The organism is Priestia sp. JSM ZJ58 (assembly GCF_044383985.1).
In the GTDB taxonomy this organism is placed as follows: Bacteria; Bacillota; Bacilli; order Bacillales; family Bacillaceae_H; genus Priestia; species Priestia zanthoxyli.
Window position 1 is genome coordinate 236649 of sequence record NZ_JBISEM010000001.1, and the last position, 14802, is coordinate 251450.

The window sequence follows — 14802 nt, forward strand, 5'->3', positions numbered from 1 at the left end:
ATGGATAAACTGTCAAAAGAGAATAAAGGACTTTCTCTCACGCAAGTGATCATACTGGTTATCGTAATAGGTCTTCTAGCAGCTTTTCTCATACCGTTTATTGGCAGCTATTTAAAAGGAAAAGATACATTGCCCCATTCAAAAGAAAATCTACAGTTAGTATTCTATACCCCTGAAATGGAAGGAGTCGTATGAGTATAATTTACCTTTATCTATTCGTTTCAGGTATCACTCTAGGTTCATTTTACAACGTAGCAGGCCTTAGAATTCCTCAGGGAAAATCTATTTTATCTCCACGATCTCATTGTCCACACTGTTTATACGTTCTTTCTCCACAACAGTTAATCCCCGTAGTCTCCTACATTAAAAATGCAGGAAAATGTAGTATGTGTCGCAAAAAAATCTCCTTCATCTACCCGTTCGTAGAATTTTCGACAGGAAGTTTATTTGTATATGCTTTTTTAAAATTGAATATGACGTTAGAACTGATTGTCATATTAACTTTTGTTTCTTTTTTAACAATTATCGTTGTCTCAGATATAGCCTATATGATTGTCCCAAATAAGGTGCTGCTTTTCTTTTTGCCTATCTTTCTTCTTGAGCGTCTTTTCATTCCATTAACTTCGTGGAGTGATTCTTTAATGGGAGGAGGAATCGCATTTTTTCTCCTCTTTCTAATCGCATTTCTCAGCAGAGGAGGCCTTGGAGAAGGAGATATTAAATTGTATGGTTTGATTGGTATTGTGCTTGGAGTAAAGCTTGTTTTGCTATCACTTTTTTTAGCTATATTAATAGGCGGAACCGTTAGTATAGGAGCATTATTAATGAAAAAGGCAAAGGTAGGTGTACCAATTCCTTTCGTTCCTTTTATTTTTATAGGGACAATCGCTGCTTATTTTCATGGAAACGAATTGATAGATTGGTATGTTAGCAACTATTTTTATTGAGCTTCAAGTCTTCGACAAAGTTAAAATTTCTGTAACTAAATAGCGAAAACCTTTTGTAACAAGACGACAAATGTCTTGTTATTTTTTTTTTCTTCTATGATAGCATGGAAAAAAGTGTATGTTTTATGTCGGTTTACCTCAGCTTACAACCGGTACTAAGACTACGTTAACTAAAGGCGGTGGGGCAGTGGACAAGCAGGAACGAAAAATTTCAATTAAAATCAATGGTCAATCTAAGGATGAGAAGGAAGAACAAGCGCCGGAAAAAGACGAATTTACGTGGGTTCTTCCGGAACCGGCATCCAAAGATTCTCATGTGGAAGAAAATAAAGTGGTGTTTATTGAAGATGTAAGAAATGAAAAGAAGAAAAAGCCGCGATTACACCCTAAAAATGTTTCGATTAAAACAGTAAACGGCGGTGTGATCAAACGAACGGCTGTGATTGTATTACTAGCAGTCGGAATAGGCAGCGGCATCGGTATGGTTGGTGTGAAAATGATGACAGGAAGCGAACAGCCTGTAGGAAAAGCACAAACAAGTGAGCGAGCGAAAGAAGAAAAAGCTGCTCAAACAGCGTCTGCCACTGAAAGTGTTGGTAAAGCTGAAAAGAAAAGCGAACAGGAATCGAAGGATACGTCAGCTGCTGCTTCTACTTTAGACCCTTTTTCCTTTTACATTGTGCAAGCAGGTGCTTTTTCATCAAAAACTGCTGCAAATAAAGCAATGGATAAATGGAAAGAAGAGAACGAAGCAGGCGAGATTTTTTCACCTAAAACCTATTCTCTTGTCGTTGGTGCTGCCACTGGAGAAGAAAAAGCAAAGGCACTTAGTAAAACGTATAAACAACAAGGTAAAGATGTATATGTAAAGTCTTATGAAATTAAGCCCACCAGCGAATTAGGGAAAAAAGATCAAACGGTTATAACAACAGCGCAGCCGTTTATGGCTAATCTCTTAGATCAATCTGTTAAAGCGATTGAGGGAGAGCGGGTAGCCGATATCAAATCTTTGAAAAAAGAGCTGACAAAAGTTCAGAAAGAAGCGTCAAATGAAGACATTAAAACCATGGTGAGAACCCTTCAAAAGGCTGCGGCTTCTCTTTCTTCATATGAAGACAATAAAAGCAGTAAAGACGCTTGGCTTGCTCAGGGATACGTGTTAAAAGCTCTTCAGCAGTATGAAAGCCTTGTAACGTCTTAACAGGTGAGGTAGTGTAATGCTGCCTCACTTGTTTATTGTCATTTAGAGATGAAATTGCTAAAATAACGGTGTGTCCTTCTTTTTTTAAATCAAAATGCAAAGGTGAGATGTATGAAACAAACATTAATTTTAGCCTCAGGCTCTCCTCGTCGAAAAGAATTACTTCAGCAGCTTCACATTTCCTTTACCGTTCACGTTAGTACAATTGAAGAAATCGTCAATCCATCATACACTCCGTCCGAGGTAGTAATGGATTTAGCTAGGCAAAAAGCAGTGGACGTCGCTTCGCATTATAAAGAGGATATGGTCCTAGGCGCCGATACAGTTGTCGTATATGGCAATCGTATTTTAGGAAAGCCAAAAACGAAACAAGAAGCGATTGAAACACTTACGATGCTGTCAGGTCAAAAACATCAGGTGTTAACTGGAGTAGCGTTCGTATCAAATGCAAAAGTTCATACGTTTTATGAACAAACTGATGTAGAGTTTTGGCCGATTGAACAAGATGAAATCGTACAGTACGTAGAGTCAGGAGAGCCTATGGATAAGGCTGGTTCTTATGGAATTCAAGGTCTCGGTGCTGCGCTAGTTAAAAAAATTGAAGGAGACTATTTCTCCGTGGTGGGCTTGCCGCTCTCCCGAACAATACGTGAGCTAAAACAATACGGTTTCGTCTACTAAAAAGGAGTGACGAAATTGGATCAATCATTGCTAATTAAAGATTTTCCTCAAGATGAAAGACCTCGAGAGCGCCTTGTGGCAATGGGTGCTTCTAGTCTTTCTAACCACGAGCTTATTGCTATTTTGCTGCGCACCGGAACCAAAGATGAATCTGTTCTTCAGCTGTCCAATCGCATATTAACGCATTTTGAAGGTCTTCAACTTTTACAGCATGCATCGCTTGATGAAATGATGAATATTAAAGGTATCGGACCTGCAAAAGCGATTCAAATTATAGCGGCTATTGAAATAGGTAAGAGGATTGTACAGCGGAAATCTAGTGAGCGATATACCATTCATGGCCCTGAAGACGGAGCTAATTATGTGATGGAAGAAATGCGCGTGCTGTCCCAAGAGCATTTCGTCTGTTTATACCTCAACACGAAAAATCAAGTTCTCCACAAGCAAACCATTTTTATCGGAAGCCTCAATTCATCTATTGTCCATCCAAGAGAAGTATTTAAAGAAGCCTTTCGCCGTTCAGCTGCATCTCTTATTTGTATTCATAATCATCCCTCCGGCGACCCTACTCCCAGCAGAGAAGATATAGAGGTAACGAAGCGCTTAAAAGAGTGCGGATTTATCATAGGAATTGAATTGTTAGATCATTTAATTATCGGAGATCGAAAATATATTAGTTTAAAAGAAAAAGGATACATGTAAGGCTATGCTTTTTAAAATCCTTGGGTTATAATAGTAGTCATGATTTTAAATGACAAGTTCTTTACAATCATTCGTTATTAATAGACAAAGTATGACTTTTTATCATACAATATTTGGCGTTGACATCTATGAAAAAAGTATAGAAAATAAAAAATGTTACTTATGAAATGAAGAAATTGAATTATGGAATTTTTACCTTTGCATTTTGGTAAGAGAAAGGAAGAGACACATGTTTGGAATCGGTACTAGAGACCTTGGAATAGATTTGGGTACTGCAAATACGCTCGTTTATGTAAAAGGAAAAGGAATTGTTGTGCGTGAGCCGTCTGTTGTGGCTTTGCAAACTGATACAAAACAAATCGTTGCGGTAGGTAACGATGCAAAAAATATGATTGGTCGTACACCTGGGAACGTAGTAGCCCTTCGTCCAATGAAAGATGGAGTTATTGCAGATTACGAAACAACTGCGACGATGATGAAATATTACATCAATCAAGCTCAAAAAACAAAAAGTTTGTTTGCGGGTAAGCCGTATGTAATGGTTTGTGTACCTTCTGGCATTACAGCTGTTGAGAAGCGTGCCGTTATTGATGCGACTCGTCAGGCTGGCGCGCGTGATGCGTATACAATTGAAGAACCGTTTGCTGCAGCAATCGGCGCCAATCTACCGGTTTGGGAGCCAACGGGAAGTATGGTAGTAGATATTGGTGGAGGAACAACAGAAGTTGCGATTATTTCTTTAGGCGGAATCGTAACATGTCAGTCAATCCGTATCGCTGGGGACGAGATGGATGAAGCGATTATTCAATATATTCGCAAGAATTACAATTTAATGATCGGTGAGCGTACGTCAGAAGCATTAAAAGTAGAAGTCGGTTCTGCCGGAATTCCAGAAGGTATTGAAAACATGGAAATTCGCGGACGTGACTTACTAACAGGTCTACCGAAAACAATCGAAATTTCAGCAGAAGAAATTGCAGAAGCGCTAAAAGATACAGTGGCTTCTATTGTCGATTCAGTAAAAAGTACATTAGAAAAAACACCACCTGAACTTGCGGCAGATATTATGGATCGCGGTATTGTATTAACAGGCGGTGGCGCATTGCTACGTAATTTAGATAAAGTTATTAGTGAAGAAACAAATATGCCGGTTGTCATCGCAGAAGATCCGCTTGACTGTGTTGCAATTGGAACTGGTAAAGCGTTAGAACACATTGATTTATTTAAAAATCGTACAAGCGATTCATATCGCTAAATATTAAGAGGTGTAGATCGTGCCACAATTTTTCTTAAATAAACGTTTAGTTATTTTATTGGTCAGTATTATTGTATTAGTGGCATTGATTGGTTTTTCGTTAAATGGTCGTAAAAATGTAACGTGGCCTGAACAGTTTGTCAAAGATACGGTTGGTCTTGTTCAGGCTACCTTTAATGAACCCGCACAATTTGTAGCGGGTTTCTTTCAGAATGTAGGTGACTTAAAGCGTACATACGAAGAAAACGAGGTATTAAAAGCCCGTTTAGACGAACGCATGCAATTAGAAACGAAAGCCAACGCTTTGCAGCAAGAAAATAAAAAATTAAGAGCACAGCTCGACAAAAAAACGGATTTAAGTCAATACAATCCAATCGAAGCAACAGTTATTGCTCGTAATCCAGACCGTTGGCATGAGGTAATTGCCATTGATAAAGGGACGGTTCATAATGTACAGGAAAATATGGCTGTTATGACTCCTGAAGGGCTGATTGGTAAAGTGAAGCATGCATCTAAGTTCACATCTACTGTGCAGTTAATTAGTTCATCAGATCGTACAAACCGTGTATCTGCTAAAATTCAGGCTAAAAAAGAAGTGTTTGGTTTAATTGAAGGCTATGATGATAAAGAACAGGCGCTTGTTATGCGTCGTATTCCTTTTGATGCTGATATTAAAGAAAAGCAAAAAGTAGTAACGTCCGGTCTAGGACAAGAAGACGGCATTTTTCCTAGCAATCTTCCAATTGGCGTTATCACAAAAATTGAGCCTGATGAATATGGATTAACGAAAAAAGCTTATATCAAACCTGCTGCTGACTTGTATGACTTAGATAACGTAGTTGTAGCTAAAAGAAGTGCGCCCGCTGCTGAAGACGATTTAGGGGCGGAGGAGGCTAACTGATGAAGCGGTTTGTCCTTCCTATTCTCGTGCTTGTCGTTTTTATGTTTGAAAGTATCTTTGTTAATTTTGTCGCCATGGCATCACCATGGCGAGACTGGATTCTATCGCCTCACTTTGTTGTAGTGGTACTGGCTTTTATGGCAGTGTATTATCACCCAAAGCAAGCGATGCTATATGGGGTAATCCTTGGATTCATGTACGATATTGCCTTTACGGATGTCTTAGGAGTATACGCGCTTGGATTGCCGGCCGTATGCTATATCGTATCAAAACTAATGAAGATTTTTCAGCAAAATACGCTTATCGTGATCTGCATGTCGCTATTAGCTGTAGCCATTATTGAGTTTTATGTATATGGAATTAATAGCATTATTAATATATCCGATATGACCATTGGTCGCTTCTTGCAAGAGCGATTTTACGCAACCATCATTTTAAATGCCATATTTGCACTCATTTTTGCATTTCCGCTTCAAAGATGTTTTCAATATTTCGCTAAATTTATCGATGAACGCTGATCCGAAAATATATTACGCTTCTCGTTCGTGATGTGATAAAAATGCTGATTGAAGAAACGAAAAAAAGGAATTGAGTAAGTCTCTGTCGAAATTATATATTCGTTGAGGTGAGCGTCTTGAATAAACAAAAGCAACAAAATGTGACAATTAAAGGAACAAAAGATGGATTAACGTTGCATCTCAATGATACATGTTCATTTGCAGAGCTTTTGACGGAACTTAAGACGAAGCTTTTGACAAATAAGCATGGCGATGCCGATCAAATCGTCACAGTGTATGTCAAAATCGGAAATCGTTATTTAACTACAGAGCAGGAAACCGAATTGAAGGCGCTCATAGAAGAAAATCAGTATTTAGTAGTTAAACAAATTGATAGTAACGTTATTTTAAAGCAAGATGCAGTCCGAGTAAGAGAAGAAAGTGAATTAGTATCTGTTACAAAGGTAGTTCGTTCAGGACAGGTTCTCCATGTAGAAGGCGATTTGCTTCTAGTCGGAGACGTAAATCCCGGAGGAACCGTTGTAGCTGGAGGAAATTTATTTGTATTAGGTGCTTTAAAAGGGATTGCTCATGCAGGATATCGCGGCAATAAAAACGCCGTTATTGCTGCATCGTTAATGAAACCTTCACAGCTGCGCATTGCTGATATCATTACCCGATCAGAAGAAGAGCGCAGTGAGAAGGAAGAGAATATAATGGAATGTGCATACTTAGATGATAATGATCAAATGGTGATAGATCGCGTGCAAGCTTTACCGCATCTAAGACCGAATTTGACCAGGGTAGAAAGGAGAATTTGACAGTGGGAGAGGCTATTGTTGTTACGTCTGGTAAAGGTGGAGTTGGAAAAACAACGACATCAGCCAATTTAGGTACTGCTCTAGCATTAGCTGGAAAGCGCGTGTGTCTAGTAGACACTGATATCGGCTTACGCAACTTGGATGTTGTAATGGGGCTTGAAAATCGTATTATTTATGATCTTGTAGACGTGGTAGAAGGTCGATGCCAACCGCAAAAAGCCTTGATTAAGGACAAGCGTTTTGAATGTTTGTACTTACTTCCTGCTGCTCAAACGAGTGACAAAACAGCTGTTCAACCAGAACAAATGCGAGAGTTAGTTCTTCAGTTAAAGCAAGACTATGACTATGTGGTTATTGATTGCCCAGCTGGTATTGAACAAGGCTATAAGAATGCCGTAGCTGGCGCTGATAAGGCACTCGTTGTGACAACACCGGAAGTTTCAGCTGTTCGTGATGCTGACCGTATTATTGGATTATTGGAGCAAGAGGATATCGAATCTCCAAAACTGGTTATTAACCGAATCCGTAGTCATATGATGAAAAATGGAGACATGCTGGACGTGGAAGAAATTTCTCAGCTTCTGGCTGTTGATTTAATTGGAATCGTTGCTGACGATGAAAATGTTATTCGTGCTTCTAACAACGGTGAACCAATTGTCATGGATCCATCAAGCAAAGCATCAATTGCATATCGTAATATTGCAAGACGTATTCTAGGTGAAACGGTTCCTCTTCAATCGTTAGATGAAGAAGATAAGGGAATGTTTGCACGTATTAAACGATTCTTTGGTGTTCGTTCTTAAAAAGCTTCCGATAGAGGAAGCTTTTTTTATTTGTGTGATTTTGTAGAGTCAAGCTGTCATAAGCTCCACGGACAAGTCATATAGTTGATTATACGATAAGAACAAGGAGAATGATGAATCATGAATCGACGTGCTGATGAAATCCGTAAACGAATTGCTGAGCGCAAGCGAAAACAATTAAATACAACGAAGCGTCTTCCTCAAGAACCTCTTCATACGTCCTTAATGAGTGAAGAAGAAAAATATGGATCGATGGATTATTCTGCGGTTGAATACACACCATCAGCAAAGGAATATCACCCGTTATTTCGAAAAGAACGCTTTTTATTTAAAATTTTAGCTTCGGCCTGCTTAGTGTTAATTGTAGGGATTATGTTCAAGAACGCTTCTCCTGCTTTTGAACAGGCCAGAGTGGTGGTTCAACAAACAATGGATAAAGAATTTCAGTTTGCAGCTGTTTCCTCTTGGTATGAAGATAAGTTTGGGAAGCCGTTAACGCTACTGCCGAATAAGGAGTCTAGCAAAACGGAGCAAAGTGTAAGCGGAGAATACGCTACTCCAGCTTCAGGGAAAGTAACGGAAACATTTGCTCAAAGTAAGCAAGGCGTGACGGTTCAAACAGGAGTGGATTCTGTTGTAGAAGCAATGAGTGAAGGTATTGTAAGGTATGTAGGAAAACGTGATGATACTGGGAATACCGTTATCATTCAACATGCCGATGGAACTGAAACTTGGTATGGACAGCTCAAAAAAATCAATGTTAGCATGTATGATTTTGTGAATAAAGGCAAAGAAGTAGGAATTGTGGAAAACAGTAAAAAAGGCGATGCTGGAACGTTCTATTTTGCTATTAAAAAAGGCGATAAGTTTGTGGATCCTAGTCAGGTGATTCAATTTGAATAGTGCTTTTTCGTTATTAATGAAAATTCACATTCATCCATTGTTTTGGGGGATTTTCGTAATTGGTATCTTAACGGCTACGGTAAAGCAGCTTTTTTTGTTATTTATTATTGTAATTATTCATGAACTGGGCCACGCCGTAGCGGCTCAGTGTTTTTCTTGGCGAATTCGTAGAATTATGCTCTTACCTTTTGGAGGAGTAGCAGAAGTAGATGAACATGGTAATCGTCCATTTCGAGAAGAGTTTATTGTGACAATAAGTGGACCTCTTCAGCATCTTTGGATGTTTGGAGCTGCTTTCTTATTAATGAAAATAAATGTGTTGTCTTTGGAAACGTATGAGCAATTTATGTTTCAATGCACAGTAATTTTACTGTTTAACCTTTTGCCCATTTGGCCATTGGACGGAGGGAAGCTGCTTTTTTTAATGTGCAGTCGTTCTTTACCATTTTTAGAAGCGCATAAGCTTGCACTCCGGTTATCAACGTTTTTTTTAGCTATCGGTATTATATACGCCGTCATTATGCATCCTTTTCAGCTGCACTTATGGATTGTTATTTCATTTTTAATTATATCCGGATATTTGGAATGGAAGAGCAGGCAATTTGTCTACATGCGCTTTTTGTTGGAGAGGTATCATGGAAAAGAGCATCCAATTGGAGTTTTAAAAACGCTAAGTGTATCAACCAGTGAGACGCTCCATCAAGTCCTGCAAAAATTCCAAAGAGGTTGTAAGCATATGATTATTGCTACATCTCAAACAGGCGAGCATGTACAAATTGATGAAAATGAACTTTTACACGCTTACTTTGTAGAAAAAAGAACAAATAGCCCACTAGATGAACTTGTAACAGTTTACTGATTTCTAGTAACATAGAATAGAATGAAAAAAGTTCGGTTGCACTGACCGAACTTTTTCCTATGAATTTAGATTAAAGTGAGGCAATGTATGTGAAGGCATGTATCATTAACGCGGCTACTTCTTCCAAACGTATAGCCGTGATAAACGATAAAACACTAGAAAAAATATATTTAGAAGAACAAAGCGAGAATCAAATTATTGGTGATATATATTGGGGTAAAGTCGTAAAAGTCCTGCCGCATATGCAAGCAGCCTTTATCGATATTGGTTTATCAATGAACGGATTTATTCATCGAAATGAACTTGTATCCTATCAGCAGTCAGATAATCCTCACAAGGATCAGCAGCCGATGTCTGCTTTTATTCGTGAAGGAGAAAAAGTATTGGTTCAAGTTGTAAAAGAAGGCATTGGAACAAAAGGGCCGAAGCTGACGGGTATTATTGAATTTTCTTCTGATGAGCTTGTATATTTACCGCACGGAAACTATGTCGCTGTATCCAAAAAAATAGATGAGCCAAAACGCCAACAGTGGAAACAGCTTGGCGAGCGGTTAAAACAGGGGATGGAAGGCTTTTTATTTCGAACAGCGATTGAGGAAAAATCAGAAGCTGCGGTCCAACACAAAATAAAAGAGCTACAGAAGAAATATGAGCGCCTTGAACGACAGACACAGGGAATGAAAGCTCCTGCCCTAGTCAGCAAAGGACAAGATTTTCTCGAAACAAGAGTGCAAGCTGCACTTCAACAAGGAATTGACGGGATAGTAGTAGATGACTTTGACCTATATCAACATTTTCAAGCTGCCTACCCTAACTCGTCAATAGAGTACTATAAAGGAAATGAAAATATTTTCTCCTTTTATGATGTGGAACGGCAAATAGAGAAGCTTTTAAAGCGAATCGTGTGGCTCAAAAGTGGAGGTTATATCGTTATTGACGAAACGGAAGCGATGACGGTCGTAGACGTGAACACGGGGAAGTTTTCAGGAAAAGATAATATTCGAAAGACGATGCTTCAAACAAATATGGAAGCTGCGTATGAACTGTCCAAACAGATGCAATTACGTCACTTAGGCGGCATGATCTTAATTGATTTTATAAATATGTCTCATAAAGAAGATCGGACAGAAGTAGAAAGGTATATGAAAAAGCTATGTGAACAAGATGAAGTGCGGACGAATGTAGTTGGCTTTACAGAGCTCGGCATATTGCAATTAACGCGGAAGAAAGTGCGCAATAGCATTGGGTCAACATTAACTATGCCTTGTGAAGTATGTGAAGGAACCGGTAAAATGATTGATTCCAAAACGGTTGCTTTTCAAATTGAACGTGTAATTTGGGAACATCGCGGCGCGGAAGAAGAGGCTATTTGGATTGAGACGCGAAGTGATGTTATAAATGAAATGAAAGCTCAAGGGTTTCTCAAAGCTCTAGAGAAAATGGTTAAAAAAACCGTATATCTTACGCCAAACGATGATTATACAAACGCATTTGTTTTGCGTCAATTGGGGTCGAAAGAGCAGATTCAAAAAAGGGTCTCTGCTTCTATATAAATTTTTAGAAGAAAACATGAATTCCAATTGACACTAACCTTTGATTTGTAGTAAGATTTAATATGTTGGTTTGTAGCACCCGTGCTACAACCGCTCAGAACAGGTTTTAAGTTCACTTGAACACCTGTGATGGCGAGTCTTAGTTTTTAGAGGAGGTGCAGAGAATGTACGCAATTATTGAAACTGGTGGTAAGCAAATTAAAGTAGAGGCTGGTCAAGCAATCTACGTTGAAAAACTTGCTGGTGAACAAGGCGAAACAGTTACTTTTGACAAAGTATTATTTGTAGGTGGCGACAGCGTGAAAGTTGGTGTTCCTTTCGTAGAAGGTGCAACAGTTACGGCTAAAGTTGAAAAACAAGGTCGCGCTAAAAAGATCACTGTATTTAAATACAAAGCAAAGAAAAACTATCGTCGTAAGCAAGGTCACCGTCAACCTTACACAAAAGTTGTAATCGACGCTATCAACGCGTAATTATAACAAATGATTAAGGTGACGATTTCTCGTGATGCAAATAAGAAAGTTGACGGGTTCACGATGAGTGGACATGCTGACTTTTCCGAACACGGAAAAGATCTTGTTTGTGCGGGAGCATCTGCAGTTTCATTTGGAACAATTAATGCTATCTTTTCAATAAGTGGGGTTGAACCGCACTTAGAGCAAGGTGGAGATGGTGGCTATCTCCGTTGTGAGATTCCGAAAGATGTGGATTCGTTCACATTGGAACAGATTCAATTGCTATTAGAAGGTATGGTTGTTTCACTGAAAACGATCGAATTAGATTACAGTAATTATATAAAAATTAACGACAACTAAACAGGAGGTGGATGTCATGTTAGTAAGATTAGACCTTCAATTCTTCGCTTCTAAAAAAGGAGTAGGTAGTACTAAAAACGGTCGTGATTCAATCTCGAAACGTCTTGGTGCTAAACGTGCTGATGGCCAATTCGTATCTGGTGGTTCAATTTTATACCGTCAACGCGGTACTAAAATTTACCCAGGTGCAAACGTAGGTCGTGGTGGAGATGATACTTTATTCGCTCAAATCGACGGTATCGTTAAATTTGAACGTTTCGGTCGTGACCGTAAAAAAGTATCTGTATACCCTGTTGCTCAAGAAGCATAAGATACAAAAAGAAAACTCTAACCCAAGTAGGTTAGAGTTTTCTTTTTGTAGAATATTTCACCTATTACCCATTGGAATTTGTTATAATCGAACATATCTAAGAAGATTGATACGAGATGTTTGTCAGCGTTGTGAAATACTTATGCTCGAGTCAAAGTTAGGAGTGCTAAGATGGAAAAAGAATGGGATGTCGTAGAGGTATTAAGATACGCGCGGCATGATTGGTTAAATAAGCTGCAATTAATCAAAGGCAATCTAGCGTTGAATCGGCTTGATCGAGCGAATGAAATCATTGAAGAAATTGTAAATGAATCCAAACATGAATCCAAGTTAACAAACATCAATATGCGACTGTTTGCGGGCTTTGTTATGACCTATCATTGGAATAACCATGCTGTTCGCTTAGATGTGGAAGTGCTTGGAGAATTGAAGGATTTATCACAATACGATGAGTTCGTATACAACTGGTGTTGCTATTTGACAGAAGCACTCGAAAAATATGTTGATTATCATGCAGAAAACTATTTGAGTATTTCAGTATGCATTGAAGAACAGGGAATTCGTTTCTTTTTTGACTTTAGTGGAATACTAACAGATATACAGAAGCTACAAAACAAGCTACAATGTTATGAGTGCGCTCAAGGAGCTGCATTGGTTGAACAGCATATGTCTGAAGATGAATTTAGCCTTATGCTCACAATAAGTTAAAAGCGCTTTTGCTATGGCAAGAGCTAAGATATAGAACGGAGTGAAAAAGAAATGTTTGTAGATCAGGTCAAGGTATATGTAAAAGGTGGCGACGGAGGAAATGGAATGGTTGCCTTCCGTCGCGAAAAGTACGTACCAAAAGGAGGTCCTGCAGGTGGTGACGGTGGTCACGGTGCAGATGTCATTTTTGAAGTAGAAGAAGGATTACGTACGCTGATGGATTTCCGCTATAAGCGTCACTTTAAAGCAAGCCGTGGTGAACATGGAATGTCAAAAGGACAGCACGGACGTAACGCTGAGCCGATGATTGTAAAAGTTCCACCAGGTACCGTTGTGTTGGATGAAGATACGAACGAAACGATTGCTGATTTAGTTGAGCACGGCCAGCGCGCAGTGATTGCTAAAGGTGGACGCGGAGGGCGTGGGAATACGCGTTTTGCTACACCTGCAAATCCAGCACCGGAGCTTTCAGAAAATGGAGAGCCAGGTAAAGAGAGAAATGTCATTCTTGAATTAAAAGTATTAGCCGATGTAGGATTAGTTGGTTTCCCAAGTGTTGGAAAGTCAACGTTATTATCCGTAACGTCTGCTGCAAAGCCAAAAATTGCTGAATATCATTTTACAACAATTAATCCGAATTTGGGAGTAGTTGAAACAGAAGATAATCGCAGTTTTGTGATGGCAGATTTACCAGGGCTAATCGAAGGTGCACATGAAGGTGTAGGATTAGGTCATCAGTTTTTACGTCACATTGAACGTACCCGCGTGATTGTCCATGTAATCGATATGTCAGGTTTAGAAGGCCGTGATCCATATGAAGATTACTTAACTATTAATGAAGAGCTGCGTCAGTATAATATGCGTTTAACGGAACGTCCGCAAGTAGTGGTAGCAAATAAAATGGATATCCCGCAAGCCGAAGAGAATTTAGCTGCATTCAAAGAAAAAGTAGGGGACGAAGTGAAAATCTTTCCAATTTCTGCGGCAACGCGTGATGGAATACGCGAACTGTTATTTACAGTAGCTGATCTTGTAGAAACGACGCCGGAATTCCCAATGCAAGAAGAGGAAGATCTATCTATGCACCGCGTACTGTACAAGCATGAAAAGAAAGAAGTGGAATTTGTTATTACGCGTGATAGCGATGGCTCATACGTATTAAGCGGTGAAAAAATCGAAAAATTATTCAAGATGACTGACTTCTCACGTGAAGAATCAGTTCGTCGATTCGCGCGCCAGCTTCGAGGCATGGGCGTCGATGAAGCCCTTCGTGAACGAGGAGCAAAAGATGGCGACATTGTAAAGCTGTTTGAATATGAATTTGAATTTATCGACTAATTGTTGTTCATAGGATAAGGGGAGGGGCTTTACTTGCATAAGAGCGATAAGCAGTTTTATTTAGTTCGCGAAGATGTATTACCAGAAGCGATGAAAAAAACATTGGATGCGAAGCTGTTAATTGAACGGGGAAAAGCTGAGTCGGTAGCAGATGCTGTACAAGCCGTAGACTTGAGTCGCAGTGCTTTTTATAAGTACCGCGACACGGTCTTTCCGTTTCAGACGGTTGTCAAACAGCGCATTATTTCACTATTTTTTCATATTGAAGATCGATCAGGAACTTTATCACATTTATTGAGCACCGTTGCATCATCAGGATGCAATGTGCTAACAATTCACCAAACCATCCCTTTACAAGGGCGTGCCAACGTAACTCTTTCATTAGATACAGCAAGTATGAGTGTTGAGTTAAATGAAATGCTGCGAAGACTGAAAAGCTTAGAGTTTGTAGATAAAGTGGACGTGCTTGGTTCAGGGGCATAATGGTAAACAGATATAGATAAGGAGA

General features: G+C 39.2%; 19 protein-coding genes and 1 other annotated feature. All 19 genes read left to right on the forward strand.

What is annotated here, in order from left to right; translation table 11 throughout:
- The 19 genes from ACH6EI_RS01145 to ACH6EI_RS01235 all read left to right on the forward strand — a co-directional run bounded on the left by ACH6EI_RS01145 (window position 1) and on the right by ACH6EI_RS01235 (window position 14777).
- Complete coding sequence (locus ACH6EI_RS01145) at window positions 1-195, forward strand: ATP synthase subunit B family protein (RefSeq protein ID WP_033579647.1); 195 nt, start codon at window positions 1-3, stop codon at window positions 193-195.
- A complete protein-coding gene (locus ACH6EI_RS01150) occupies window positions 192-947 on the forward strand; it encodes a prepilin peptidase (RefSeq protein WP_034265545.1) in 756 nt (251 codons plus the stop codon). Before ACH6EI_RS01145 ends, ACH6EI_RS01150 begins: the two co-directional genes overlap by 4 nt.
- Before the next feature lie 118 nt (window positions 948-1065).
- Window positions 1066-2148, forward strand: a complete 1083-nt coding sequence (locus ACH6EI_RS01155; protein WP_033579649.1) for an SPOR domain-containing protein — start codon at window positions 1066-1068, stop codon at window positions 2146-2148.
- A gap of 111 nt (window positions 2149-2259) precedes the next feature.
- The gene (locus ACH6EI_RS01160; RefSeq protein ID WP_108674318.1) at window positions 2260-2829 is read left to right on the forward strand and encodes a Maf family protein; all 570 of its coding nucleotides are present in this window, start codon (window positions 2260-2262) and stop codon (window positions 2827-2829) included.
- Between the two features lie 15 nt (window positions 2830-2844).
- Window positions 2845-3531 carry a RadC family protein gene (gene radC, locus ACH6EI_RS01165; protein WP_028411718.1) on the forward strand — a complete coding sequence of 229 codons (687 nt, stop codon included), beginning with the start codon at window positions 2845-2847 and terminating at the stop codon, window positions 3529-3531.
- Between the two features lie 229 nt (window positions 3532-3760).
- Window positions 3761-4786, forward strand: a complete 1026-nt coding sequence (locus ACH6EI_RS01170; protein WP_013059345.1) for a rod shape-determining protein — start codon at window positions 3761-3763, stop codon at window positions 4784-4786.
- Window positions 4787-4805: 19 nt separating this feature from the next.
- A complete protein-coding gene (gene mreC, locus ACH6EI_RS01175; RefSeq protein WP_013059344.1) occupies window positions 4806-5687 on the forward strand; it encodes a rod shape-determining protein MreC in 882 nt (293 codons plus the stop codon).
- Window positions 5687-6205, forward strand: a complete 519-nt coding sequence (gene mreD / locus ACH6EI_RS01180) for a rod shape-determining protein MreD (protein WP_014458115.1) — start codon at window positions 5687-5689, stop codon at window positions 6203-6205. The genes mreC and mreD overlap by 1 nt, the downstream gene beginning before the upstream one ends.
- A gap of 116 nt (window positions 6206-6321) precedes the next feature.
- Window positions 6322-7005, forward strand: coding sequence for a septum site-determining protein MinC (gene minC, locus ACH6EI_RS01185; protein ID WP_028411717.1), 684 nt, complete (start codon window positions 6322-6324; stop codon window positions 7003-7005).
- A gap of 2 nt (window positions 7006-7007) precedes the next feature.
- On the forward strand, window positions 7008-7808 hold the full coding sequence (minD, locus tag ACH6EI_RS01190; protein WP_013059341.1) for a septum site-determining protein MinD: 801 nt from the start codon (window positions 7008-7010) through the stop codon (window positions 7806-7808).
- 120 nt (window positions 7809-7928) lie between these two features.
- On the forward strand, window positions 7929-8711 hold the full coding sequence (locus ACH6EI_RS01195) for a M23 family metallopeptidase (protein WP_028411716.1): 783 nt from the start codon (window positions 7929-7931) through the stop codon (window positions 8709-8711).
- Complete coding sequence (locus ACH6EI_RS01200; protein ID WP_028411715.1) at window positions 8704-9570, forward strand: M50 family metallopeptidase; 867 nt, start codon at window positions 8704-8706, stop codon at window positions 9568-9570. Before ACH6EI_RS01195 ends, ACH6EI_RS01200 begins: the two co-directional genes overlap by 8 nt.
- A gap of 83 nt (window positions 9571-9653) precedes the next feature.
- Window positions 9654-11123 (forward strand): Rne/Rng family ribonuclease, encoded by a 1470-nt coding sequence (locus ACH6EI_RS01205; RefSeq protein ID WP_028411714.1) that lies wholly within the window; start codon window positions 9654-9656, stop codon window positions 11121-11123.
- A 78-nt stretch (window positions 11124-11201) separates the two neighbouring features.
- Window positions 11202-11273: a sequence feature (ribosomal protein L21 leader region), on the forward strand.
- A 14-nt stretch (window positions 11274-11287) separates the two neighbouring features.
- Window positions 11288-11596, forward strand: a complete 309-nt coding sequence (rplU, locus tag ACH6EI_RS01210; RefSeq protein WP_013059337.1) for a 50S ribosomal protein L21 — start codon at window positions 11288-11290, stop codon at window positions 11594-11596.
- A gap of 9 nt (window positions 11597-11605) precedes the next feature.
- On the forward strand, window positions 11606-11938 hold the full coding sequence (locus ACH6EI_RS01215; protein ID WP_013059336.1) for a ribosomal-processing cysteine protease Prp: 333 nt from the start codon (window positions 11606-11608) through the stop codon (window positions 11936-11938).
- A 16-nt stretch (window positions 11939-11954) separates the two neighbouring features.
- On the forward strand, window positions 11955-12248 hold the full coding sequence (rpmA, locus tag ACH6EI_RS01220; protein WP_013059335.1) for a 50S ribosomal protein L27: 294 nt from the start codon (window positions 11955-11957) through the stop codon (window positions 12246-12248).
- A gap of 171 nt (window positions 12249-12419) precedes the next feature.
- Complete coding sequence (locus ACH6EI_RS01225; RefSeq protein ID WP_028411713.1) at window positions 12420-12956, forward strand: Spo0B C-terminal domain-containing protein; 537 nt, start codon at window positions 12420-12422, stop codon at window positions 12954-12956.
- Window positions 12957-13007: 51 nt separating this feature from the next.
- Window positions 13008-14294, forward strand: a complete 1287-nt coding sequence (gene obgE / locus ACH6EI_RS01230; RefSeq protein ID WP_028411712.1) for a GTPase ObgE — start codon at window positions 13008-13010, stop codon at window positions 14292-14294.
- A gap of 33 nt (window positions 14295-14327) precedes the next feature.
- Complete coding sequence (locus ACH6EI_RS01235; protein WP_028411711.1) at window positions 14328-14777, forward strand: ACT domain-containing protein; 450 nt, start codon at window positions 14328-14330, stop codon at window positions 14775-14777.
- Window positions 14778-14802 lie beyond the last annotated feature (25 nt).

Excerpts from the sequence above, each read along its gene's own strand:
- ACH6EI_RS01145 (WP_033579647.1), top strand. The coding sequence starts at position 1 with ATGGATAAACTGTCAAAAGAGAATAAAGGACTTTCTCTCACGCAAGTG.
- ACH6EI_RS01150 (WP_034265545.1), top strand. The coding sequence starts at position 192 with ATGAGTATAATTTACCTTTATCTATTCGTTTCAGGTATCACTCTAGGT.
- ACH6EI_RS01155 (WP_033579649.1), top strand. The coding sequence starts at position 1,066 with ATGTTTTATGTCGGTTTACCTCAGCTTACAACCGGTACTAAGACTACG.
- ACH6EI_RS01160 (WP_108674318.1), top strand. The coding sequence starts at position 2,260 with ATGAAACAAACATTAATTTTAGCCTCAGGCTCTCCTCGTCGAAAAGAA.
- ACH6EI_RS01170 (WP_013059345.1), top strand. The coding sequence starts at position 3,761 with ATGTTTGGAATCGGTACTAGAGACCTTGGAATAGATTTGGGTACTGCA.
- mreD (WP_014458115.1), top strand. The coding sequence starts at position 5,687 with ATGAAGCGGTTTGTCCTTCCTATTCTCGTGCTTGTCGTTTTTATGTTT.
- ACH6EI_RS01195 (WP_028411716.1), top strand. The coding sequence starts at position 7,929 with ATGAATCGACGTGCTGATGAAATCCGTAAACGAATTGCTGAGCGCAAG.
- ACH6EI_RS01205 (WP_028411714.1), top strand. The coding sequence starts at position 9,654 with ATGTATGTGAAGGCATGTATCATTAACGCGGCTACTTCTTCCAAACGT.
- rplU (WP_013059337.1), top strand. The coding sequence starts at position 11,288 with ATGTACGCAATTATTGAAACTGGTGGTAAGCAAATTAAAGTAGAGGCT.
- ACH6EI_RS01215 (WP_013059336.1), top strand. The coding sequence starts at position 11,606 with ATGATTAAGGTGACGATTTCTCGTGATGCAAATAAGAAAGTTGACGGG.
- rpmA (WP_013059335.1), top strand. The coding sequence starts at position 11,955 with ATGTTAGTAAGATTAGACCTTCAATTCTTCGCTTCTAAAAAAGGAGTA.
- ACH6EI_RS01225 (WP_028411713.1), top strand. The coding sequence starts at position 12,420 with ATGGAAAAAGAATGGGATGTCGTAGAGGTATTAAGATACGCGCGGCAT.
- obgE (WP_028411712.1), top strand. The coding sequence starts at position 13,008 with ATGTTTGTAGATCAGGTCAAGGTATATGTAAAAGGTGGCGACGGAGGA.